Annotated in this window: 18 protein-coding genes; 9 read left to right on the forward strand and 9 right to left on the reverse strand. The window is 72.4% G+C overall.

Going from position 1 to position 21,963, the window contains the following annotated elements:
• Positions 1–633: 633 nt before the first annotated feature.
• The 3 genes from ABD329_RS37865 to ABD329_RS37875 all read right to left on the reverse strand — a co-directional run bounded on the left by ABD329_RS37865 (position 634) and on the right by ABD329_RS37875 (position 7,364).
• Positions 634–2,574: a hypothetical protein gene (locus ABD329_RS37865; RefSeq protein ID WP_198282254.1), complete on the reverse strand. Its 1,941-nt coding sequence runs from the start codon at positions 2,572–2,574 to the stop codon at positions 634–636.
• Positions 2,575–3,463: 889 nt separating this feature from the next.
• The gene (locus tag ABD329_RS37870; protein WP_198278581.1) at positions 3,464–6,598 is read right to left on the reverse strand and encodes an alpha-N-acetylglucosaminidase; all 3,135 of its coding nucleotides are present in this window, start codon (positions 6,596–6,598) and stop codon (positions 3,464–3,466) included.
• 118 nt (positions 6,599–6,716) lie between these two features.
• On the reverse strand, positions 6,717–7,364 hold the full coding sequence (locus ABD329_RS37875; RefSeq protein ID WP_086880440.1) for a LuxR C-terminal-related transcriptional regulator: 648 nt from the start codon (positions 7,362–7,364) through the stop codon (positions 6,717–6,719).
• Between the two features lie 201 nt (positions 7,365–7,565).
• Here ABD329_RS37875 and ABD329_RS37880 point away from each other — a divergent pair, with 201 nt between their 5' ends.
• A complete protein-coding gene (locus ABD329_RS37880; protein WP_309142788.1) occupies positions 7,566–8,969 on the forward strand; it encodes a PT domain-containing protein in 1,404 nt (467 codons plus the stop codon).
• Positions 8,970–9,023: 54 nt separating this feature from the next.
• Here the strand turns inward: ABD329_RS37880 and ABD329_RS37885 are convergent, their stop codons facing one another.
• Positions 9,024–10,298: a sensor histidine kinase gene (locus tag ABD329_RS37885; protein ID WP_198278580.1), complete on the reverse strand. Its 1,275-nt coding sequence runs from the start codon at positions 10,296–10,298 to the stop codon at positions 9,024–9,026.
• Between the two features lie 261 nt (positions 10,299–10,559).
• Here ABD329_RS37885 and ABD329_RS37890 point away from each other — a divergent pair, with 261 nt between their 5' ends.
• Entirely contained in the window at positions 10,560–12,767 is a 2,208-nt protein-coding gene (locus ABD329_RS37890) for an MMPL family transporter (RefSeq protein WP_198278579.1), read from the forward strand.
• A 91-nt stretch (positions 12,768–12,858) separates the two neighbouring features.
• Here the strand turns inward: ABD329_RS37890 and ABD329_RS37895 are convergent, their stop codons facing one another.
• Both ABD329_RS37895 and ABD329_RS37900 read right to left on the reverse strand, forming a co-directional pair.
• Positions 12,859–13,431, reverse strand: a complete 573-nt coding sequence (locus tag ABD329_RS37895; RefSeq protein WP_198278578.1) for a winged helix-turn-helix domain-containing protein — start codon at positions 13,429–13,431, stop codon at positions 12,859–12,861.
• A 72-nt stretch (positions 13,432–13,503) separates the two neighbouring features.
• Positions 13,504–13,635 (reverse strand): hypothetical protein, encoded by a 132-nt coding sequence (locus ABD329_RS37900; protein WP_256649896.1) that lies wholly within the window; start codon positions 13,633–13,635, stop codon positions 13,504–13,506.
• Positions 13,636–13,768: 133 nt separating this feature from the next.
• On the opposite strand from ABD329_RS37900, the gene ABD329_RS37905 reads away from it, so the two are divergent.
• Together ABD329_RS37905 and ABD329_RS37910 are read left to right on the forward strand one after the other, a co-directional pair.
• The gene (locus ABD329_RS37905) at positions 13,769–14,140 is read left to right on the forward strand and encodes a 5-carboxymethyl-2-hydroxymuconate Delta-isomerase (RefSeq protein WP_198278577.1); all 372 of its coding nucleotides are present in this window, start codon (positions 13,769–13,771) and stop codon (positions 14,138–14,140) included.
• 133 nt (positions 14,141–14,273) lie between these two features.
• Positions 14,274–14,717, forward strand: coding sequence for an SPW repeat protein (locus ABD329_RS37910; RefSeq protein WP_138911020.1), 444 nt, complete (start codon positions 14,274–14,276; stop codon positions 14,715–14,717).
• Between the two features lie 108 nt (positions 14,718–14,825).
• Here ABD329_RS37910 and ABD329_RS37915 read toward each other — a convergent pair whose 3' ends face one another.
• Complete coding sequence (locus ABD329_RS37915; RefSeq protein ID WP_198278576.1) at positions 14,826–15,563, reverse strand: DUF2848 domain-containing protein; 738 nt, start codon at positions 15,561–15,563, stop codon at positions 14,826–14,828.
• 295 nt (positions 15,564–15,858) lie between these two features.
• Between ABD329_RS37915 and ABD329_RS37920 the strand changes: the two genes are divergently transcribed.
• The 3 genes from ABD329_RS37920 (at position 15,859) to ABD329_RS37930 (ending at position 18,663) form a co-directional block, all read left to right on the forward strand.
• On the forward strand, positions 15,859–17,214 hold the full coding sequence (locus ABD329_RS37920) for an MFS transporter (protein ID WP_198278575.1): 1,356 nt from the start codon (positions 15,859–15,861) through the stop codon (positions 17,212–17,214).
• A gap of 247 nt (positions 17,215–17,461) precedes the next feature.
• Positions 17,462–18,271, forward strand: coding sequence for a carbon-nitrogen hydrolase family protein (locus ABD329_RS37925; RefSeq protein ID WP_198277681.1), 810 nt, complete (start codon positions 17,462–17,464; stop codon positions 18,269–18,271).
• Complete coding sequence (locus ABD329_RS37930) at positions 18,268–18,663, forward strand: cupin domain-containing protein (protein WP_246618525.1); 396 nt, start codon at positions 18,268–18,270, stop codon at positions 18,661–18,663. Before ABD329_RS37925 ends, ABD329_RS37930 begins: the two co-directional genes overlap by 4 nt.
• A gap of 84 nt (positions 18,664–18,747) precedes the next feature.
• Here ABD329_RS37930 and ABD329_RS37935 read toward each other — a convergent pair whose 3' ends face one another.
• Together ABD329_RS37935 and ABD329_RS37940 are read right to left on the reverse strand one after the other, a co-directional pair.
• Positions 18,748–19,380 (reverse strand): GntR family transcriptional regulator, encoded by a 633-nt coding sequence (locus ABD329_RS37935; RefSeq protein ID WP_198277680.1) that lies wholly within the window; start codon positions 19,378–19,380, stop codon positions 18,748–18,750.
• Between the two features lie 60 nt (positions 19,381–19,440).
• Positions 19,441–20,496, reverse strand: a complete 1,056-nt coding sequence (locus ABD329_RS37940) for a medium chain dehydrogenase/reductase family protein (RefSeq protein ID WP_198277679.1) — start codon at positions 20,494–20,496, stop codon at positions 19,441–19,443.
• A gap of 119 nt (positions 20,497–20,615) precedes the next feature.
• On the opposite strand from ABD329_RS37940, the gene ABD329_RS37945 reads away from it, so the two are divergent.
• Positions 20,616–21,338: a TetR/AcrR family transcriptional regulator gene (locus ABD329_RS37945; RefSeq protein ID WP_198277678.1), complete on the forward strand. Its 723-nt coding sequence runs from the start codon at positions 20,616–20,618 to the stop codon at positions 21,336–21,338.
• 83 nt (positions 21,339–21,421) lie between these two features.
• Positions 21,422–21,931 (forward strand): inorganic diphosphatase, encoded by a 510-nt coding sequence (locus tag ABD329_RS37950; RefSeq protein ID WP_198277677.1) that lies wholly within the window; start codon positions 21,422–21,424, stop codon positions 21,929–21,931.
• Positions 21,932–21,963 lie beyond the last annotated feature (32 nt).

Consider the following 21,963-nt stretch of genomic DNA (forward strand, 5'->3'; position numbering starts at 1 on the left):
GCCCCAGACCCCGAAACTGGGGCTCTGCCCCAGACCTCGGATCGGGGCTCTGCCCCAGGCCTTGGGTCGGGTTCTGCTCCGGGCCTTGGGTCGGGTTGTGCTCCGGGCCTTGGGTCGGGTTCTGCTCCGGGCCTTGAGTCGGGGCTCTGCCCCAGACCGGATTGGGGCTCTGTCCCAGGCCTCGGATTGGGGCTCCGCTCCGGGCCTTGGGTCGGGTTGTGCTCCGGGCCTTGGGCCGAGGCTCTGCCTCAGGCCTCGGGTCGGGGCTTTGCTCCGGGCCTTGGGGTGGGGCTCTGCCCCAGGCCGGATTGGGGCTCTGCCTCAGGCCTCGGGTCGGGGCTCTGCCCAAGACCATCGTCCGGGGCTCCGCCCCAGACCATCGACCGGGGTTCCGCCCCCAGACTCCGGGGTCCGGGGGCGGAGCTCCTGGTTACGGGAAGGGGCGGGGAGGGGGACGCCCCCGGCCCGGTCGCCCCGGTGCGGTCAGCTGTTGGTCCCAGTCGCCAGGTACCGCCGTTCTGCGTGCCAGGGCGTCAGGGGAACGTCCGGGGTTCCGTCCCCGGACCCCGGGGTCCGGGGGCGGAGCTCCTGGTTACGGGAAGGGGCGGGGAGGGGAAGGACCCGCCGTACCCCCTAGCGCAAGGAGCCCATTCGGTCACCGTTCGCCAGGCGGGCCCTCAGGTCGGCGCGGGCGCCTGCCTTCGCGGGGAGGGTCAGGCCGCGGCCGTAGGAGCGGCCCCGGACGCCGCCGGTGGCGACGATGCCGGTCACCTGGCGGCTTCCGGCGGCCAGCAGATACCAGTGGCCGGACCGCGCCTTCCACAGCACCCCCGCCAGCACCCGCGGCTCGCGCGGGCCGCAGGCGGGGGAGTTCTCGGCGCCCGCCGCGACCGCGCCCGCCTTGCCCCGGCGGGTGTCCCAGGGCTGGAACTGGGCCAGGACCTTGCTGCCCGTGCCCCGCCAGGTGTCGGCCCGGGTGCACAGCCAGGCGGCGTGGCCGCCCGCCTCCGGCAGGGCCTGGGCGGCGAACCGCCAGGCGTTGACCGAGCGCACCCCGCGCGCCCGCATCATCGCCAGCCGGCATCCGGTCCTGGCCCAGCTGGTCCGGGCCGCCCGCCCCGCCACATCGCGCACCCCGGCGCCCGGCGTGCCGTAGGTGAGCCGGGCCGGGGCCAGTTCGCCGAGGTCGGCCACCAGCCGCGAGCCGAACTGGAGCGCGGGCCAGCCACGGCAGGGGCGCAGCCGCGGAACGGTGCGCACCGGGTCGGTCACCCCGTCCCCGGTGCGGCGCAGCGCGCGCGGTGTCATGGCCGGGTGCAGCAGGTCCCGCACCCAGGCGTGCCGCACCCAAGGGGCGGTCAGATAGCGGACGTTGCCGTCCGTGCGGCTGAGGACCAGCGCGGTCGAGGTGCCCGCGTCCGCGGCGTCCAGCCGGGCGAAGTCCAGCGCGACCGCGCCGCCCTCACCCGCCTCCGCGTACCGCGCCACCCGCAGCCCGTCGTACAGCAGCACCACGGTGGCCTGGTCCACCTCGCCCGCGAACAGCAGCTGCGGCGGCCCCGACGGCGGCCCGGACTGCGTGCCCATGGTGGCCGACACCCGCACCGAACCGCCCGGCCGCGCCCATACGGCCAGCGCGCGGCGCAGCAGCGCGGTGTCCCGGACCCGGTCGCCGCGCGCGGGCCAGGAGGAGAAGTCGGCGCGGGAGGCGGTGCGCCAGGCGTCGGGCGCGGCGCGGGTCAACCTGTCCGGGTCCAGGGCACGTTCGGAGGCGGGATTGCGGGCGTACGAGGGCGCGGCGGCGCCGCTCGGCCCCCAGCCCCGCCCCGGCATACCCAGCAGCGTCCCGCACACCACCAGCGCCACCACGGCCACCAGCACCGCCCGCAGATGCTGACGGCGGCGCATCAGATCGGTGGGCCGCGCCTGGAGCGAACACGGGTCGAACTCCGCCGACTCCAGCAGCGATTCGTCCCGGCTGCCCGCCGGATCCGGCACCGACTCCGCCTCGTCCACCGCGTCCCGGGCGTCGGCGACGCCCGCGGCGCGCAGCAGGGCGCGCGTCTCGTGCTCGTCCAGCTGCTCCAGCTCCAGCAGGACGTACGCGGCGCGGCCGGGGCCTGACAGCTCCGACATCGCCTTCTCCAGGGCGAGTTCATCGGCGCCGCCGGAGCGCGGGAACAGCCGCAGCCCGAACACCTGCGGCAGCACCGGGGGCCGCTGCCACCAGGGCCGCTGCCGGGCGGCGCGCAGCGCCAGGCGCAGCACCCGCAGCCGCACATAGGCGTAGCCGGTGTCGGCCCCGGGGCCCTTCGTCCCGCGCTGCCAGGGCAGTTCGACATCGGGGTGCGGGTCCGGGCCGGTGCCGTAGCCCCGGTTGCGGGGCAGGGCGCGCTGGGCGAGGGCGTGTGCCGCGAGCACCCGGCGAGTGCGCCCGATGCCCGGCGGCAGGATGAGATACGCGAGCCGCACCAGCCGCGGGTAGTGCTCGACGATGGCGGCCTCGGCCTGCTCGACGTCGATCAGGCCGGTGGTTTCGTCGTCGGTGGCGACTGTCGCCTGGTGCTGGTCCACGGTTCGTGAACGAGTGGCGGGCCGGGTTGGTCACCTACGGGGGTTTCCGGCGGGACGTGACGCCTGCGGCGGGCTACTCCCCTCCCCGCCCCTTCCCACAACTGGGGCTCCGCCCCAGACCCCGCAGCGGGGCTCCGCCCCGGGCCCCGGGCCGGGAGCTTCGCCCCGGGCCTCGCAACTGGGGCTCCGCTCCAGACCCCGGGCCGGGAGCTCCGCTCCAGACCTCGCAGCGGGGGCTCTGCCCCGGGCCTCGGGGCGGGGGCTTCGCCCCGGGCCTCGCAGTGGGGGCTTCGCCCCGGGCCTCGGGCCGGGAGCTCCGCCCCGGGCCTCGCAGTGGGGGCCTCGCCCGGGGCCTCGCAGTGGGGGCTCCGCCCCAGACCCCGCAGTGGGGGCTCTGTCCCAGGCCCCGGGCCGGAGCTCCGCCCCAGGCCCCGCAGCGGGGGCTCTGCCCCGGGCCTCGGGGCGGGGGCTTCGCCCCGGGCTCTCGCAGTGGGGGCTTCGCCCCGGGCCTCGCAGCGGTGGCTCTGCCCCGGGCCTCGCAACTGGGGCTCCGTCCCGGGCCTCGCAACTGGGGCTCCGCCCCAGACCTCGCAGCAGGGCCTCCGCCCCAGGCCCCGGGGGCCATGGGCGGCGCCCCTGTCCTGCGGCAAAGCCCCTGGAGCTCGGGCGCCGATGAACCGACCGTCGCCGCAGTGAATACCCGCACGGCGGGCTGATCGTGTCGGCGCGGCGGACGACCGGGCCGGTGCCCGTGCCCAGGCGGGGTCGTGTGGCCGGGGGCTGGGGCGGAGCCCCGGTTTCGGGAAGGGGCGGGGCGGGGAACAGCCCGCCGCAGGCGTCACAATCCGCCGGACACCCGCTGAACCCCGCCCCCACAGACGCCAACCCGCTACGGCGTACTCGTCCTCCAGCCGCTGAACTCGACCGCCCCCCGGGCCCCCGTCCCACCGTTCGCCGCGCTCATGAAGATCCCGGCGTCCTGCGCGGCCGCCCCGCCCGGTGCCGTCACCGTGGCCACCTTCCGCCAGCTCGCGCCGTCGTCGGTGGACAGCTCGCCGGTGTAGGAGGTGGCGGCGGTGCGGGTCAGCCGCAGCAGGACGGGCGCCTTGACGCCGGTGATCCGCTGGTAGGTGTCCAGCGTGCCGTCGCCGCCCGAGTCGTACGACAGGACGACACCGTTGGCCGGGGTGACGGAGAGGTTCACAAAGCCGGGGGAGCCCGCCGTGGCGAGGTCGTCGCGGACGATGATCCCGGCTCGCGCCCAGGGCCCGGTGACCGCCTGGGCGTCCACCTTCACGGTCATGGCCGTGCCCACCGTAAGGACGCCATCGCGGTAGACGGAGCCGAATTCGGCGGTGCCCTTCCACAGGTCCTGGCCCGCGCCGTCGATCGCGAACCGCTCGTCCAACTGGCCGAAGACCGCACCGCTGTTGGTGACCGTCTTCAGGCCGTCCGCCAGCGGTCCGGCGATCCACAGCGTCCCGGTGCGCACGGCCCGCACCCGCTCCTCGCCCCGCGGCCCGTACGTCACGCCCAGTTCGTACGGCAGCGGCTTGAGCGGATGCTCCAGCGGCTCGTCGGGTGCGGTCGCCCGCCAGTGCGCCTCGCCCGTGCCGCCCGCCGGGACGCCCGGCAGCCGGGTCGGCCCGTCCGGGGACGGGTCGAGACCGGTCACGGTGAGGTCGAAGTCGACGCGGCCGGTGGGGCGCAGCCCGTTGACGTTGCGCAGGGCGGCGGTGAGGGACGCGGAGCCGCCGGGCGGCAGGGTGGCGGGCTCGGCGGTGACGGTCAGCGTGCCCTGGTACGGGGCCTTGGCCAGCGCCTCGTACACCCGCTGGGCGGTGCGGTGGGCGTCAGCCGTCGGCCGCACCGGGTAGCTCTTGCGCTCGCGCGTCCACGGCTCCTCGACGGCGAACCAGTCGAAGGCGCGCGGCGCCCGGTTCTCCGCCAGCGCGTCCTCCAACTCGTCCAGATAGGACTGCCACTGGGGGAGGTGGAAGTCGGCGATGAGGCCGCTCCAGTCACGGTTGGCGTAGTTGGCCAGCTTGCCGCCGTCGGCCGTGGCACGGTCCGCCCAGGTGGTGATGAGGGTGCGCGCGGCCCGCTCCAGCTGGGCCGACTCCTCCTCGCCCGACGCCATCCGCTTGGCGTCCTCGAGCCATGGGCCCAGCAGGAACCGCCGGTGGGCGCCGGTCATGTCGTCGCTGAGCCGCATCAGTTTGAGCCACAGCCGGGCCAGCGTCCGGAAGGCCGTGCGGTCCTTGCGGTCGTAGGCGTCCTGGAGCTGCGGGATCAGCTGCCAGGAGCGGTTGGCGAGCGCCTGCCGCGCGATGTCGGTGAGGTCGTGGCGGTAGGCGTCGCTGTCGCGCAGCCCGGCGCGCACACCCAGCAGCGCCGCGAAGGCCACGTCGAATCCGGCCGGGTCGAAGGCGGGGGTGTGGGTGGCGTAGTTGGTGCCCGAACGCGCGGTCAGGGAGGGCCGGGCGGCGAACACCGAGTCATGCGGACGGCCGTCCTTGCTGCTGATCTGGTACGCGGTGTCGCGCAGCGCGGTGAACGCCTCCCGGGCGCTGGTGTCCCGTCCGCCGTAGCGCACATCGGCGTAGGTGCGGAACCACTCGGCCCGGTCCACCGCCTCATCCCGCCACGCCAACTCGCTGAACAGCTCGAGCGCGGCCGGATCCCGCTCGACGGCCTCCGGCATATAGGCCGTGCCGACCAGCTTGCTGCCGGGTTTGTCGCGCCATACGGTGAACCGCTTGGTCCACATATGGGTCTTGGCGCCGATCGTGGTGCGGCCGCCGAAGTTGGGGATGGTGCCGAACGCGTACGGCACCGCGCCCCAGTCCTTCTCCCGGTCGGTGACGGTGTCCAGGTCCGACAGGCCGTCCACGATGAGCATCCGGTCGTGGTCGACGGCGTCCAGCAGATCGCGGCGCGGGTTCTCCTGCCAGCCGAGGATCACCCAGGTGGCGCCGGGGCGGGCGGTCCGGAGCGAGGTCTCCACGGCGCGGGCGGCCTCCGGCACGGGGACGTCACCGGGGTCGCCGCCCTCGTGCAGCAGATCCATCTTGAACAGCTCGGCCTCGCCGAACAGTTCGTCCTGATGGCGGTAGAAGGCGGCGGCCACCTTCCGGAACACCTCGGTGCGCGGGTCGAGCCAGTCGGGCCGCCTGAGCCCGTTCCAGTCGCCCTGCGGAACCGTACGGCCCCCCGGGTTGCGGTCCGCGAAGCCGTCCGGGACGGTGCCGAAGTAGCCGGGGAACACCGGTCGCATGCCCAGCTCCCGCAGCCGGTCGGCGATCCGCCGCCCCAGCTCGGTGCGCTTGGCCAGCAGCGCGGTGGACACCGGGCCGCCGTAACCGCTCATGTTCTGGAGCAGCCACCACGGCTGGTGGGAGGGGGCGGGGAGCCAGGCCCGCGCCTCTTCCTCCGTATAGCCGAAGTCCTGGAGCAGCCGGTGGTAGACGGCCTCCTGACCGGCGGTGACCAGCAGTTCGTTGCAGCCGTGCAGGGCCGCGACGTCGATCAGGTGCTCCCAGCGGTCCCAGTCGGCGAACGGCGCGGTGTAGCCGTCGTGGGTGTCGTTGAAGGCGAAGCGGTGCGGGAGCGCGGTCGAGCGGGTGACGCGTTCGGCGGGCGCGGGCAGCTTCCCCGGCAGGTTCAGCTGATCGCCGGACCAGGTGATCTGGGCGTGGCAGGTGTACTTGAGGTACCAGTGCACCCCGGTGAGCAGCACCGCCGGGCTGGTCCCGGAGACCGTCAGCCGTCCCGTGGACCCGCCGACCTCGAACCGCTCCTCGTCGCCCCGCTTCTCCAGCGCCACCAGCCGGAACTGATCGGCGTGTTCCGGCAGCAGCCGACGAAGGGCGGCGCGCGCGGGAGCGGTGTCGAATGCGGTCACTGCGGTGTCCTGTGTGTCGTGCGGTTCGTCGGCCATCGCGGGGATCCGGCTCCCCAGTGTGGCCCCGGCCCCCAGTGCTCCGGCGGTTCCGATCAGCGTGCGTCTGCTCAGGTCGCTCATGCGCCCCCCAACGGACAACGGCCAATGGGTCATATGGACAAGGCACTTAACCAGCGTTGTGGGGTGGGAGCAATGGGGCGCACGGGAGGCGGGGGCACGGCCGACCGGCTCCGGCGGCTCAGCCCCGGTCGAGGTAGGCCAGCACCGCCAGCACCCGCCGGTTGTTGTCGTCCGACGGCGGCAGGCCGAGCTTGCCGAAGATATTGGAGGTGTGCTTGGCGACCGCCCGCTCGGTGACGAACAGCTGCGCCGCGATCGCCGTGTTCGACCGCCCCTCCGCCATCAGCTCCATCACCTCCAGTTCGCGCGGCGTCAGCCGCCCCAGCGGCCGGTCCTGGGCGCGCCGGTCCAGCAGCTGCGAGATCACCTGCGGATCCATCGCGGTGCCCCCGGCGGCGACCCGGCGCACCGCGTCGATGAACTGATCGGCGTCGAAGACCCGGTCCTTGAGCAGATAGCCGATGCCGCCGCTGCCGTCCGCGAGCAGCTCCCGCGCGTACAGCTGCTCCACATGCTGCGACAGCACCAGCACCGGCAGCCCCGGCCGCGCCCGCCGCGCCGCCAGCGCGCACTGGAGCCCCTCGTCGCTGAACGACGGCGGCAGCCGCACATCCACCACCGCCACGTCCGGCTCCAGCTCGGCCAGCGCCTTGCTCAGCTCGGGCCCGCTCTCCACGGCGGCCACGACCTCGAAGTCGTACGCCTCCAGCATGCGCACCAGCCCGTCCCGCAACAGGAACAGATCCTCGGCGACCACAACACGCACGGCGGCTCCAAGACGTCGTCGGGCCCCTGGGGTGGGGGACGTGACCGAATCCGACGAATGTACCGCTGTGCGGTGAGCGGGAGGGGATCGGCGGCCCGGACGGTCTGGGGAGCTTCCGCGCGGGGAACCGTTCTGCCGGATTCCGCGTAATGTCCTCTTGGCATGCTGCCGGCCGGTGGCGGGCGAACGAAGGGGGAGCCGGTGCTGGGTCGGATGCGGGTGATGGCGGGCGTGGCGGTGTCGCTTTCGGTGGCGCTGGTGGCGTGCGGGCCGGAGAAGGAGAAGGAGTGGACGGGGGCGGAGCCTTCGAAGGGGTCCGCGGCCGAGGCCGCGCGGTTCGCGCCGTTGGTGCGGCTCGCCAAGGGGGAGTCGCTGTTGCCGATGGACGCGACGCGGTTCATCGGGCGGTCCGCGCTGCGCTTCGACCACGATGGCTTCTGCCGTGACGAGGGGCCGGTGGCCGACCCGGCCGACCCGCGGCAGTTGGGGAGCAAGGACAATCCCTACAAGCACGCGGACGTGGAGCCGGGGAAGTCCTCGTCCAAGCCGGTGTCCTGCCCCGGACACGGGGACAAGTGGCACACCTCGACCGAGGCCGACGGCGGTTTCTATCTCGACCCGCCGAAGGAGGTGCGGAAGGGTGAGGGCACTGACGCGCCGGTCTACTGGGAGTACCACAACCACAAGACCGACCCGAAGCGCGCGGCGTACGTCTTCTGGTTCTTCTACGCCTACAACAACCTGACCCCGGGCAATCGGCACGAGGGCGACTGGGAGCGCGTCGCGGTCCAATTGCGCGACGGCGAGCCGGAGGCGGTGACGTTCGCGAAGCACGGCAAGGATACGTGCCGTGTGAAGTGGTCGGAACTGGATCCGCGGGACGGACATCCGACGGTGTACTCGGCGCGTGGTTCACACGGCTCCTATCCGACCGATAAGAACCAGTGGGTGAACGGCACGCTCGATCGGCCCTCGAAGGGCGGCGCCGAGTGGCGCACTTGGGAGCACGCCCGCCCTGTCAACCGCGAGCCCTGGTGGGGGTACGCCGGGTGGTGGGGGTCGCAGCAGCATGTGAGCGGATTCAACGGGCCGATGGGCCCGCGCCCGGGGCGTCTGCTGTCGGGCATCTTCACCAACGACAGTTGCGGGCCCGCCGACAAGCCGCCCAAGGACCAGCCCACGGACCAGCCCACCGAACAGCCCACGGACCAGCCGACTGAACAGCCCACGGAACAGCCCACGGACCAGGCCGCGCCCAGGACGAAGGAAGGGGCGATCCGGCGGTACGAGGAGTATCTGCACGCCGTGGGCCGGGAGGACATCAAGACGGTCTGCGAGGTGGCCGGGCCCGCGGCGAAGCAGGCGGAGGACCAGGGGTTCGGCCCGTGCACGTCCACGTTCCTCGTCACGTTCCAGATGATCTCGCCTACGCAGAAGAAGGCTCTACAGACCGCGACGGTCGATCCGCGGAAGGTCGTCGTACGAAGCCCCGACAAGTTCGACATCCCGGCCGCCGCGGTCAAGGCCTCCGTCACCTTCTCCGAGAACGAGATCGGGACCAGCACCCTGGAGTACATGAAGGACGACTGGTACATCACTGACTGAGCGCGCGCGGCGCGGTGGAGTGTCAGCGGTGGCCCAGGCGTTGCCCGCGCCGGGTCAACGGACGGCGTCGGTCGCCGAGAGGACGCAGGGGATCTCCATCGTCACCATGGTGGGCCCGCCGGGAGGGCTGCTGACGGCGAGGACCCCGTCGAAGGTGCCCAGCCGCCGCTCGACCCCGCTCAGCCCGCCGTCCGGGGTGATCTCCGCGCCGCCGCGGCCGTCGTCGGTCACGGTGATGCGCAGCATGCCGTCCTGGTGGTGGATGTCCAGCCACATCCGCGCGGCGCCCGCGTGCTTGGCCGCGTTGGTCAGCACCTCGCTGACCGCGAAGTACGCCGCCGACTCGACCGGTTCTTCGGGGCGGCCCGCAAGGTCCACGTCCACCTCCACCGGCACCGCCATCCGCAGCGCCAGCGCGCGCACCGCGTCCCCCAGGCCTCGCTCGGCCAGTACCGGCGGATGGATGCCGCGGACCAGGTCGCGCAGCTCGGCCAGGGCCTCGGCGGAGTTCGTACGGGCCGCGGCGAGCAGCTCCCTGGCCTTCGCCGGGTCCTTCTCGATCAGCGCCTCCACGGTGCCCAGGCTCATGCCCATCGCCACCAGCCGGGCCTGGGCGCCGTCGTGCAGATCGCGCTCGATGCGGCGCAGTTCGGCGGCGGAGGTGTCCACGGCGTCGTGCCGGGTCTCGGTGAGCCGCAGCACCCGCTGCTCCAGCGCCATGTGCGGGGTCGGGTCCAGGAAGGAGCGCGCCAGCAGGAAGTGGCCGCGCAGCAGGACCGGGGAGAGCACCGAGCCGAGGGCGATGAAGCCGACGCCGACCGGGACGGCCAGCAGGGCGGTGCCCAGCGAGTCGATGGGCAGGAACGCGTACCAGTAGGTGCCGCCCGCGTCCACGATCGGCTGCCACACCCCGGCGGCCAGTACGAACCCCTCGAGCCCGTACGGCATGAAGACGAAGGCCAGCAGCGCGATGGCGTACCCGGCCGTCATATCGACCTGGAGCCACAGCAGATCGCGCCAGGTGGCCGGGTCCTTCAGCAGGAAGGTGCACAGCTCCACCTGCCCGGTGACCCCGGAGCGCCGATCGGTCGGCAGCGGGCGGTACGGCAGCTGGATCCGCACACCGGCCCAGGCGGCGGCCAGCAGCCGGCGCCGATTGGCGTGCGCCCGCACCGCGCGGATCAGGGGCGGGGTGGTGAACACCCCGATGCCCAGCGGGATGAAGCTGATCGACAGGATCGTCAGCACGGACAGGGTGATCGACACCAGCGCGAGCCAGGAGACGGCGAACCCCCGTGCGCAGGCCGTCAGCGCTCCACGTGCCTTCATCCGGCTTCCCCCTCGCTGGTCGGAACGTCGTCCGCTGGTCGGAACGTCGTCGTGCCCGCACCGGCGGGCCACCTCAGTGTGTCAGCGGCCCGGCGCCCGGACACGGGGGCCGGACACCGTCCCGGGGTGTACCTGGCACCACCTCCCCGGCTCGCCCTATGGCTCGGCGACCGGGTGGCTGCCCGGCTGGGGCGGGGACCTGCGGATTTCTAGCGTCGTTGGCATGACCTGTTCCGTCCGTACCGCACGGGGAGAGACGCCATGAGCGCAACGAGGAAGGGCCTGGCCGTGCGGCTGGGCGGGTGGAGCACTCGCCACCGCAAGACCGCGATCATCGGATGGCTGCTGTTCGTCGTGGTCGTCGCCGTGGTCGGGGGGATGTCGGGGTCCCGGCAGATGACCAACTCCGAGAACAGTGCGGGCGATTCAGCGCGCGCCGAGAAGATCCTGGAGGACGCGGGCCTCCAGACCCCGGCCGGAGAGATGGTGATGCTGCGCAGCGACCGCCCGGACGGCTGGCGGGACGCGGCCCGCGACCTCTCGGCGCGGTTGGAGCGGACCGGTGAGACGGTGCGCGTCCAGCCCCCGGTGCGCTCGGAGAACGGGCGGGAGGCGCTGATCAGTTTTGAGATGAAGGGCGACCCGGACTCGGCCGGGAAGCGGGTCGGGCCCGTCGTCGAGGCGGTGGAGAAGACCGAATCGGCCCATCGGGGCATCGTGGCCTACGAGTTCGGCGACGCCACCGCCCAGCATCGGCTCGACGACATGCTGACCGACGACTTCAAGAAGGCCGAGCTGACCGCCGTACCGCTGGCGCTGGGCATTCTGCTGGTGGTCTTCGGGGCGCTGGTGGCCGCGCTGCTGCCGGTGCTGCTCGCGGTGACCGCCTGCGTCGGCACCTTCGGACTGCTCGCCCTGGTCAGCCATCAGCTGCCCCTGTTCGACTCCACCAACTCGGTGATGTTCCTGGTGGGCCTGGCCGTCGGCGTCGACTACTCGCTGTTCTACCTGCGGCGGGAGCGCGATGAGCGGGCCGCGGGCCGGGACGCCGGGACCGCGCTGCGGATCGCGGCCGCCACCAGCGGCCGCGCGGTGCTGATCTCCGGGGTCACGGTCATGCTGGCGATGGCAGGGATGTTCCTGTCCGGGCTGCTGCTGTTCCACGGCTTCGCGGTCGCCACCATCCTGGTGGTGCTGATGGCGATGCTCGGCTCGGTGACCGTGCTGCCCGCGATGCTGTCCTGGCTGGGCGACCGGGTCGACGCCGGGCGGGTGCCGCTGCTGAACCGCCGCCGGAAGAAGGGTGCGCGGAAGGGCGTGCACGCCGGCGGTGGCCTCTCCGGCAGGCTGATGCGGCCCGTGCTGGCCAAGCCGAAGCTGTTCGCCGCCGTATCGGGCGCGCTGCTGCTGGTGCTGTGCGCCCCCGCCCTCGGGATGAAGACCGAACAGCTCGGCCTGGAGAAGCAGTTCGGCTCCGACGCCGCCATCACCGTGGCGTACCAGGAGATCACCGGCTCCTTCCCCGGCGGCCCCGCCCCGGCCGAGGTGGTGCTGCGCTCCGACGAGGTCGGCTCCGCCCGCTTCGACGCGGCCGTGGCGGACTTCAGGAAGGAGCTCGCCGCGTCCGGGCGGTTCGGGAAGACGGTCGACGTCGAGGCGCACCGTACGAAGGGGGTGGCCCGGATCGAGGTGCCGCTGGCCGGGGACGGTCAGGACGCCACCTCCCGGCGCGCCCTGGACACCCTCAGGGAGGACCTGGTGCCGAGGATCCTCGGACCGGTCTCCGACCGGGCGTACGTCACCGGTGAGCTCGCCTCCAGCCGCGATTTCAACGACCAGCTGAAGACCGACATCGCACCGGTCTTCCTCTTCATCGCCGCCGTGACCTTCGTGCTGATGCTGCTCTGCTTCCGGTCGCTGCCGATCGCGGTCGTCTCGATCCTGCTCAACCTGCTGTCGGTGGGCGCCGCGTACGGCACGATGACCGCCGTCTTCCAGCACGGCTGGGGCGCGGAGTGGCTGGGGATGGAGCCGGCCGGGGCGATCGAGGGGTGGATGCCGCTGTTCGTCCTCGTCATCCTCTTCGGGCTGTCGATGGACTACCACGTGTTCGTGGTCTCGCGGATCCGGGAGGCCCATGCGCGGGGGCTCGCCACCCGGGACGCGATCCGCGAGGGCATCCGGACGACGGCGGGCTCGGTCACCGGGGCGGCCGCCATCATGGTCGCGGTGTTCGCGGTGTTCGCGCTGCTGCGGATGCAGGACATGCAGCAGATGGGCGTCGGGCTCGCGGTCGCGGTGCTGGTGGACGCCACGCTCGTGCGGATGGTGCTGCTGCCCTCGGTGATGGCGCTGCTGGGGGAGCGTAACTGGTATCTGCCGCGCGCCCTGCGCTGGCTGCCGAGCGTCAGCCACGGCGAGGAGCCGGTGGAGCGGCCGCGGCCGCCGCTGGTCGGGGCGGGCCGCTGAGGTCCCGGACCCGCGCCGCACGCGCCCACCGTGGCGGACAGGCTGCCGGCCTGCCCGCCACGGCGGACGTGTCATGGGTTGACGGGAGTAGTCAGGCGGTGGGCACGTACTTGTACCCGACCCGCCGCACCGTCACGATCGTCCCCCGGTGCTCGGGGCCCATCTTGCGGCGCAGCCGGGCCACATGGACATCGACGGTCCGGCCGTCGCCGACATGGCCGTACCCCCACACCGTGGTCACCAGCTGATCGCGGGTGTGCACCCGGTGCGGATGGGCGACGAGATGGCTCAGCAGCTCGAACTCGAGATACGTCAGGTCCAGCGGCCGCCCGGCGATATCGGCGGTTCGCTGGTCGGGGTCGATCCGGATCAGCTCGTCACCCGTCACCGCCGGAACCGTCTCCGGCGGCGGCCCCGCCGTCTCCGGTCCCTGCCGGTCGGCCGGGACCAGCACCAGATAGCCGACCATCGGCGGATGGCCGGGGAGCGCGGGCACGGTGTGCGGGGGAGCGGGCAGCCAGGTGGCGCCGGGGTGCAGCAGGTCGGCGACCGGTGGCACCTCGTCCGGTGCGACGGCTCGCAACCGCTGGCGGCCGGGCGGGACGGACGGACTGGTCGGGGCCGCGGAGGCGGAGGCGGATGACAGGCCACGGAGGTTCGTCATGAGGTCAGCTCTTTCGCGCGAGAGGGCGTCAGTGGACGTCGTGCGCGCGGGCTGGGCGGCCGGACGGAGAGATCAGCGGCCGAGCGAGCGGGCCCGCGCATCGGATGCGCGGCAACACTCGCGGTCGAAGTGGTGCGCCTGCCGGGACGGCCAGAACGGCTCGAGGTCGTAACGACCCGTCGCGATGTCATGGAGGCTGGCCATGGCCCTATTGAAGCAGATACCGGGCCCGGGGCGCTCGGCCGTTGACGGGGAAGAGGTGCGACGATGCCCCGGTAAGAGGCCCCGCGCGGAATGCTCCGCAGGCCGCCGCGTACCCCTTGAGGAGCGCAAGCCCATGCCGCACATCGTCGTCGAATACTCCGACTCCCTGACCGACGCGTTCGACCGCCCCGGCTTCGGTGCCGCCCTGCACCCGGTGGTCGCCAAGACCGTCGACACGGCGGTGGCGGGCTGCAAGACCCGGTTCCGGCGGATGGAGGAGGCCCATCTCGCGGACGGTGCCGAGGACCTCGCGATGATCCACATCGAGGTGTCGATCCTGTCCGGGCGCGACGCGGAGACCAAACGGGAGCTGTCCGCCGCGGTGGTGGAGGTGGCCCGCGCCCATGTGGCGCCGGTGCCGGGGCTGACCGTGCAGACCACCGTCGACGTGCGGGACCTCGACCGGGACTGTTACGAGAAGCACGAGGTGGTCCACCCCGCCTGACGGAGGCGCACGATACACCTTTAAGTGCAAATCCGGCATCTACCTATATACCAAGGTGAGGCGCACAATGGGGGTGCGGTGTTTTTACCGCACTGTGCGGTCAGACTTGCATGGATCGAAGGAGGCGAGTCGAATGGCCGACGTCTCACGTGCGAGAGGCGATATAACGGGCCACCCCGACGTATCCGAGATGCGGGAGCGCTACGCCCGCATGATGGATGCGCGGGACGTTGTCTTCCTCGACGGGCCGGTGCTTCTCGCCGGTCTGTACTTCGCCATCTCTCCCTGGGTGGTGCACTTCTCGGGCACCAGCCCCAATCTCATGGTCAACAACCTCATCCTCGGTATCACCATCGCCCTGCTGGGGCTCGGCCTCACCACGGCGCCGAGGAGGATGTACAGCCTGTGCTGGGCCATGTCCGCGATCGGTGTATGGATGATCATTTCCCCCTGGGTGGTCGCCCGGGGCGCCGATGCCGGGATGATCGCGAACAATGTCGTCGTGGGTGCCATCACCTGCCTGTTCGGCCTGATCGCAGCCGGCATGGTGATGCGGAAGGGCAGGGAAACCACCTGACCGGACGCTGAATCACCGAACCGTCTGGACAACGGCGAAGGCCGTCCACCGCATACCCCTCGGGGCCGTGCGGCGGACGGCCTTCGCACGTTGCCCGTGCGCCGGGTCTCAGCCGATCGGCTCGGGCAGCGGGACCACGTCGTAGGAGCATTCGATGGTCCGGCCGGTGGCCGGGTCGCCCAGCTCCACCCGCCAGCGCCCGGCGAACTGGTCCACGCCCTCGGCCATCGGGATGGTGCCGGAGATCAGCACGGTGCCGGGCACCAGGTCACCGCGTTCGCGCAGCACCTCGACCCAGTAGGCGGGCGGCAGCAGCTCGGCCAGGGTGCCGTTCTGCACCTCGGTCTCCTCACCGTCGTGAGTGACCCAGGCGCGGAGCGTCAGATCGTCGAGGCGGGGCGCCACATCGGACAGCCGCCAGGCGCGGGTGGCCAGCACATCGGGGGCCGCGTTCTTGCTCCAGGCCACGCCGTGGACCTCCAGCTCCCGGTCGGTGTGGTCACAGGCCGCGGTCAGCAGCAGCTCCCCGTCCGCGGCCACGACCAGCGCCCACTCGGCCTCGCCCGAGGTGCGGGCGTGCTGGACGCGGACGCGGCCGGTCTGCTGGGCCAGGTAGGGGGCGACCGGGTAGAGGGCGGGCGTCACGGCGGGCGCGGGCACGCCCAGCTCGGCGAGCTCGGCCACATGGGCGGCCACATCCTCCTGGCTGCGCCCCGCGTAGCCCGCGTTGAGCACCTGGACGACCTCCACGTGGTGCAGGGAGCCATCGGGGAGTTCGAAGGTGAGCGAGGACGGGGCGGACTGTGCCGCGGACTTTTCCGCGGGCTGCGACGGCTTCGTAGTCATGGGTGCTGTGCTCTCCAGGGCGCGATGGGGCTTGTGGGGGCGATCTGTGGTTGTGCGCGGGCGATCCGCGGTTTCCGCGCTTGCCGAGCGGTGACCCGCTGCCGCGGGTGACCGCCCTTTTCGCGGTTTCGAAGCGGTTAACTTCCTCCGGAGGGGTTGCGCATACGCTTGGTATACAAGAAGTATGCCGGAAGGCCGATCCGCGCAACCCCCACCCCTCGCACCACCCCTCGCACCACCACGAAAACGCCACGTACCATCCCGTAAGCCTCATGCACCACCTCGAGGACGGAATATGCAGCCCACCGCATCGAGCGCACCGCCACCCCGGGCCGACCGGTCCGGGGTCCGCCGCGCCTTCGTCGCCAGCCTCACCGGCACCGCCCTGGAGTGGTACGACTTCGCCGTCTACTCCGCCGCCGCGGCGCTGGTCTTCGGCGATCTCTTCTTCCCCTCCAAGGACCCCACCACCGGCACCCTGCTGGCGTTCTCCACCTACGCCGTCGGCTATGTCTCCCGGCCGCTGGGTGGCTTCGTCTTCGGCCGGCTCGGCGATGTCATCGGCCGCAAGAAGGTGCTCATCGCGACGCTCGTGCTCATCGGCGGCGCCACCCTGCTGATCGGGCTGCTGCCCACCTACGCCACGGTCGGCGTCGCGGCCCCGGCCGCGCTGGTGCTGCTGCGCTTCGCGCAGGGCGTCGGCGTCGGCGGGGAGTGGGGCGGCGCGGTGCTGCTGTCCAGCGAGTTCGGCGATCCACGGCGGCGCGGCTTCTACGCCTCGGCCGCGCAGGTCGGCCCGCCGGCGGGCAATCTGCTGGCCAATGGCGTCCTGGCCGCGCTGGGCGCGGCGCTGACGGAGGACCAGTTCAACAGCTGGGGCTGGCGGGTGGCGTTCCTGCTCTCCGGGCTCCTGGTGGTGTTCGGTCTGTGGATCCGCGCCAAGCTGGAGGAGACCCCGGTCTTCAAGGCGATGGAGGCCGCGCAGGACCGCCCGGAGGCGCCGCTGCGCGAGGTGTTCACCACCCAGCCGAGGGCGCTGACCGCCGCGATCCTCAGCCGGGTCGCCCCCGATGTGCTGTACGCGATGTTCACCGTCTTCGTGCTCACCTACGCCACCGAGGAACTCGGCATGTCACGCGGCTCGGCGCTCACCGCCGTGCTGATCGGCTCCTCGCTCCAGATCGTGCTCATCCCGCTGGCCGGGGCGCTCTCGGACCGGGTCAACCGGCGGCTGCTGTACGGGGGCTCCGCCGTGGCCGCCGGGGTCTGGCCGTTCCTGTTCTTCCCGCTGGTCGCGGACGGCAGTTGGGCGCTGCTCACCCTCGGGGTCGTCGGCGCGCTGGTGATCCACTCGCTGATGTACGGGCCACAGGCGGCCTTCATCGCCGAGCAGTTCTCCCCGCGGCTGCGCTACACCGGCTCCTCGCTCGCCTACACCCTCGCCGGGATCATCGGTGGCGCGATCGCGCCGCTGCTCTTCACCACGCTGCTCGGGGCCTATCACGCCTGGGTGCCGCTGGCCATCTACATCGCGATCACCGCCGCGGTCACGGTGGCGGGCCTCTGCCTGGGCCGGAACCCGTCCGCCGCCCAGGAGGAGGAGCCGGAGCCGCTCCCGGTCGGCTCCACCGCCTCCACGACCGTGTCCTGACCGTGTCCTGACCGCGGCCCTGCCCCGTCCCGGCCTGCCCCGTTCCGGCCTGCCCCGTCCGGTCCCGCCCCGCCTCGCCGCGCGGAGCTGTAAAGCGAGCCGTACCGGGGAAGGGGCGGGACGGGGCCGCGTACTCTGCCGGGATCACGAACTCCGGCCGCACTCCGCCCCTCCCGACCGGGACATACCGCACTCCGAACCCTCCGACCCTCCGACCTTCCGACCAGGAAATGAGGCAGCACCCGCCATGCCCCTCCGCATCGCACTGAGCCAGATCACCACCGGCCCGGACCCGGCGTCGAACCTCGCCCTGCTGCGCGAGGAGACCCAGCGGGCGGCGGCCGCCGGGGCGCGTCTGGTCGCCTTCCCGGAGGCGGCCATGGCCTGCTTCGGCACCCGGCTCGGCCCCATCGCCGAACCGCTGGACGGCCCCTGGGCCACCGAGGTCCGGCAGATCGCGAAGGACGCCGGACTGGTGGTGGTGGCCGGGATGTTCACCCCGGCGCCCGACGGTCGGGTGACCAACACCCTGCTGGCCACCGGCCCGGGAGTGGAGACCTCCTACGACAAGATCCATCTCTATGACGCCTTCGGCTTCGCCGAGTCCAAGACCGTGGCCCCGGGCTCCGAGGTGGTGACCTTCGACCTGGACGGCGTCCGGATCGGCCTCGCCACCTGCTACGACGTACGGTTCCCCGAGCTCTTCCGGGCGCACGCCGACGCGGGCGCGGTGCTCTCCCTACTGCCCGCCTCCTGGGGCGCGGGGCCCGGTAAGCGCGAGCAGTGGGAGCTGCTGACCCGGGCGCGGGCGCTGGACGCCACCGTATGGCTGGCGGCCGTGGGCCAGGCCGATCCGGAGGCGTCCGGTGTGACCGCCGCGACCTCCGCCCCCACCGGTATCGGGCACAGCGCCCTGATCGGTCCCGACGGCACCGTGCGGGAGCGGCTGGACGCGGGGCCCGGGCTGCTGGTGGGGGAGGTGGACACCGAGGAGGTCACCGCGGTGCGCCGCACGGTGTCCGTCCTGGCCAACCGCAGGCTGGGCGGACAGTCATGAGCGCGGCCGGACGTACGGCCATGAGCGGCACCGCGGGGGCCAAACCGGAGCTCGAGTTCCATCTGCCCGGCGGGCCCTGGCAGCGGCCGCCGGGCGCGGCCGCGGGGGTCAGCGAACAGATCCTGGCCGCGGACGGGAGCGGCACCCACACCACCGCCCTGGTGCGCTGGGAGCCGGGGACGGACACCTCCCCGTCCGGCGTGGCCCGCCACGACGGCTGGGAGGAGGTCTATCTCCTCGAGGGCAGCATGCGCGATCTGACCCTGGGGGAGACCTTCTCGCGCGGCTTCTACGCCTGTCGGCCGCCGGGGATGCCGCATGGCCCCTGGGTCTCCGAGGAGGGCGTCACCATGCTGGTGATCACCTATCCGGAGGCGACGGCCGGGCGGTGACGCACCCCTGGCGGTGAGTCGCGCCCCGGCGGTGGTTCACTCCGGCGGTGGCTCATCCGGCGGTGGTTCACTCCGGGCGGTGGCTCATCCGGCGAGCAGCACCTTCAGCGTCGACCCCAGATGGGCACTGATCGCCGTGCGGGCCGCCTCCGGGTCCCCGGAGGCCACCGCGTCCAGGATCGCCCGGTGCTCGCCGAGCACCTCCTCCTGGCGGCCGGTCTGGGTGTACAGGGCCACCACCCCGGCCCGGATCTGGCGGCTGCGCAGCCCGTCGTAGTGCCGGTTGAGGAGTTCATTGCCCACCGCGGCGACCATGGTCGCGTGGAAGAGGTGGTCCACGGCGATGAACTCCTTGGCCTGCTCCGGGCCCATCAGCTCGCGCTGCCGCTCCAGCAGCTCCGTCAGCTTCCCGACCGGCACCGTGCCCGCCTCGATGGTCTGCTCGGCGGCGTGGCGCTCGACGATTCCGCGCAGCTCCATCAGCTCGGTGATCTCCCGGCCGGAGAGCGGGGCGATATGCGCACCCCGCTTGGGGACCAGCTGGACCAGATCCTCGGCCGCCAGCAGGAGAAGGGCCTCACGGATCGGGGTCCGGGAGATGCCGATCCGGTCGGCGATCTCCTGCTCGGTGAGGAACCTGCCCTGCATGTCGGGATCGGTCAGCACGGTCTCCTTGAGGAACGCGTACGCCTTTTCTCGTCCGGACTGCGCTGGCACTGGGCCCCCATGCTGCTTCGCATACAACTCGTATACGAAAATTATCACGGACCCGGTCGTTCATCGCGCGCCCTCCTCACCCCTCCGGCGGGCGTCCTCGTCCGGGACCAGGACCACCTTTCCCGCGATGGTGCCGGACTCGGCCAGCCGCATCGCCCGCGCGGCGTCGGAAAGCGGAATCCTCGCCGCCACCAGTGCGGTGAACTCGCCCTTCGCCATCAGCGCCAGCACCTGCCCCAGATCGGCGCGGACCCGCCCCTGGAAGGCGGCCAGGCGCCGCCGCCCGGCCCAGAGGTTGTAGAAGTGCGCCCGCCGTCCGTTCGGCAGCAGGTTCCACAGGGCCAGCCGGGCGAACAGCTTGAGCACCGGGGCCCGGGACGAGCCGGGGACGTCCCGGGTGGCCGCCGTGCCGTAGGAGACCAGCGTGCCGCCACGGGCGAGCAGCCGGAAGGAGTCCACGATGCCCTCGCCGCCGATGTGGTCGAAGACCGCGTCGACCCCGCCCGGCGCCAACGCCCGCACCTGGGCGGGCAGATCCGGGTCGCGGTAGTCGAGCGGGGTGGCGCCGAGGGTGTGCACCGCGTCGTGATGGCGGGGTGAGGCGGTGCCGATGACCTTGATGCCCGAGTGGCGGGCGAGCTGGACCAGGGTGGTGCCCACCCCGCCGTTGGCCCCGTGGACCAGCACGGTCATCCCGGGGCGCACCTTGGCCACGCGGTGGAGCATCTGCCAGGCCGTGACCCCGTTGACCACCACCGTCTCGGCCTCCGCCGCGTCCACCCCCTCGGGGACCTCCACCAGGTCGCCCGCGTCGACGAGGGCGTGGCTGGCCCAGCCGCCGATCTTCATGAGCGCCGCGAACCGGCGCCCCCGCAGGGCCGGATCCACTCCGGGACCGGTCGAGACCACCGTGCCCACCAGGTCATAGCCGGGCACGAAGGGGAACGGCGGCTGGTCGTAGTACTTCCCGCGGCGCATCTGCTGCTCCGCGAAGGAGATCCCCGACGCCTCGACGGCCACCAGCGCCTGCCCGGGACCGGGCTCTGGCCGCGGACGGGTGCGGAGCTCGAGCCCTTCGGGCTCCACCTGGCCCGGCAGAACGACTTCGGTGATCATGGCTGACCTCGTTTCGAGATAAGGAGCTCTCGCTGTTGTGAGAGCTTCTAACCAAACAATGAACCTGTTACTCTCGAGGTGTCAAGCCCGAATTCGAGAACCGCACGGGAGGCGCGTCCATGGCGACGGCACGGCGAGAGCGCTACCGCAAACAGACCCGGGAGGAGGCCAAGGCCGTGGCCCTGGCCCAGCTGGCCGAGTCGGGCACGGCGGGCATCTCGGTGAACGCGATCGCGAAGGCGATGGGGATGACCGGCCCCGCGCTCTACCGCTATTTCGCGAGCCGGGACGAGCTGCTGACCGAGCTGATCACCGACACCTACCGCGATCTGGCCGAAACCCTCGCCCAGGCCGTCGCCGACGCCGCCCCCGCCGATCGCTTCCGTGCCATGGCCCGCGCCATGCGCGACTGGGCGAAGCGTCAGCCGGACCGCTATCTGCTCATCTACGGGACCCCGGTGCCCGGTTACCACGCGCCGCCGGAGACCGCCGAGATCGCGGCCGGGATGATGCGGACCATCTTCGACGCCTGCTCCACCGTCGGCGATGCCGATTCCACCGTCGGCGATGCCGATTCCGGCGCCGCGCGCGGCGCCACCGCGAGCCACGGGCAGCAGCCCCTCACCGAGCTCGAGGCCGCGCTGGCGCGCCATCTCGAGGGCGTGGGCTCCTGGGTGCCCGGCGAGGAGCCCGGCGGTGAGCTGAAGGGCCGTGCGCTGCGCACCTGGACCCGGCTCCACGGCGTGATCAGCCTTGATGTGCAAGGCCAGTTCACGGGCATGGGCTTCGATCCCTCGGTGCTCTTCGAGGCCGAGATCGACGCCCTGGTGCGGGGCGGCTGAGGCGCCCGGGTCCGGGCTGCCCACCCGGCGGCCCCGGCGCACACTGGAAGGACACCGGAGCGCGACGGGGAGCGGAGGCCGCGATGACGCAGGATGAGTTCGATGTGGTCGTGGAGATACCCGAGGGGTCCCGCAACAAGTACGAGATGGACCATGAAACCGGCCGGATCCGGCTGGACCGGATGCTGTTCACTTCGACGAAGTACCCGGCCGACTACGGCTATGTCGACCACACCCTCGGCCGGGACGGCGATCCGCTGGACGCCCTGGTCACCGTCGCCGAGCCGACCTTCCCCGGCTGTGTGATCCTCTGCCGGGCCATCGGCATGTACTGCATGCGCGACGAGCAGGGCCCGGACGAGAAGATCCTCTGCGTCCCGGCCCATGACCCGCGCTATGTCGGCGTGCAGGACATCGACGACGTCCCCGAATTCGACCGCATGGAGATCACCCACTTCTTCGAGGTCTACAAGGACCTCGAGCCCGGCAAGTCCGTCGAGGGCTCCCACTGGGAGGGCCGCGACCGGGCCTACGCCGAAATAGCCGCCTCCCGCGCCCGCGCGGCCGAAACCGGCCGGTCACACGGCCCCTGAGCGGAACCGGCGGCGCCGGAAGCTGAGCGGCC

This window comes from Streptomyces javensis (assembly GCF_039525925.1).
Lineage (GTDB): Bacteria > Actinomycetota > Actinomycetes > Streptomycetales > Streptomycetaceae > Streptomyces > Streptomyces asiaticus.

What these genes read in the sequence shown, in the direction of transcription:
- ABD329_RS37945 (WP_198277678.1), top strand. Translation starts at nt 20,616, where the DNA reads ATGGCGACGGCACGGCGAGAGCGCTACCGCAAACAGACCCGGGAGGAG.
- ABD329_RS37905 (WP_198278577.1), top strand. Translation starts at nt 13,769, where the DNA reads ATGCCGCACATCGTCGTCGAATACTCCGACTCCCTGACCGACGCGTTC.
- ABD329_RS37920 (WP_198278575.1), top strand. Translation starts at nt 15,859, where the DNA reads ATGCAGCCCACCGCATCGAGCGCACCGCCACCCCGGGCCGACCGGTCC.
- ABD329_RS37895 (WP_198278578.1), bottom strand. Translation starts at nt 13,431, where the DNA reads ATGACGAACCTCCGTGGCCTGTCATCCGCCTCCGCCTCCGCGGCCCCG.
- ABD329_RS37885 (WP_198278580.1), bottom strand. Translation starts at nt 10,298, where the DNA reads ATGAAGGCACGTGGAGCGCTGACGGCCTGCGCACGGGGGTTCGCCGTC.
- ABD329_RS37870 (WP_198278581.1), bottom strand. Translation starts at nt 6,598, where the DNA reads ATGAGCGACCTGAGCAGACGCACGCTGATCGGAACCGCCGGAGCACTG.
- ABD329_RS37890 (WP_198278579.1), top strand. Translation starts at nt 10,560, where the DNA reads ATGAGCGCAACGAGGAAGGGCCTGGCCGTGCGGCTGGGCGGGTGGAGC.
- ABD329_RS37900 (WP_256649896.1), bottom strand. Translation starts at nt 13,635, where the DNA reads ATGGCCAGCCTCCATGACATCGCGACGGGTCGTTACGACCTCGAGCCG.
- ABD329_RS37950 (WP_198277677.1), top strand. Translation starts at nt 21,422, where the DNA reads ATGACGCAGGATGAGTTCGATGTGGTCGTGGAGATACCCGAGGGGTCC.
- ABD329_RS37910 (WP_138911020.1), top strand. Translation starts at nt 14,274, where the DNA reads ATGGCCGACGTCTCACGTGCGAGAGGCGATATAACGGGCCACCCCGAC.
- ABD329_RS37930 (WP_246618525.1), top strand. Translation starts at nt 18,268, where the DNA reads ATGAGCGCGGCCGGACGTACGGCCATGAGCGGCACCGCGGGGGCCAAA.
- ABD329_RS37940 (WP_198277679.1), bottom strand. Translation starts at nt 20,496, where the DNA reads ATGATCACCGAAGTCGTTCTGCCGGGCCAGGTGGAGCCCGAAGGGCTC.
- ABD329_RS37915 (WP_198278576.1), bottom strand. Translation starts at nt 15,563, where the DNA reads ATGACTACGAAGCCGTCGCAGCCCGCGGAAAAGTCCGCGGCACAGTCC.
- ABD329_RS37925 (WP_198277681.1), top strand. Translation starts at nt 17,462, where the DNA reads ATGCCCCTCCGCATCGCACTGAGCCAGATCACCACCGGCCCGGACCCG.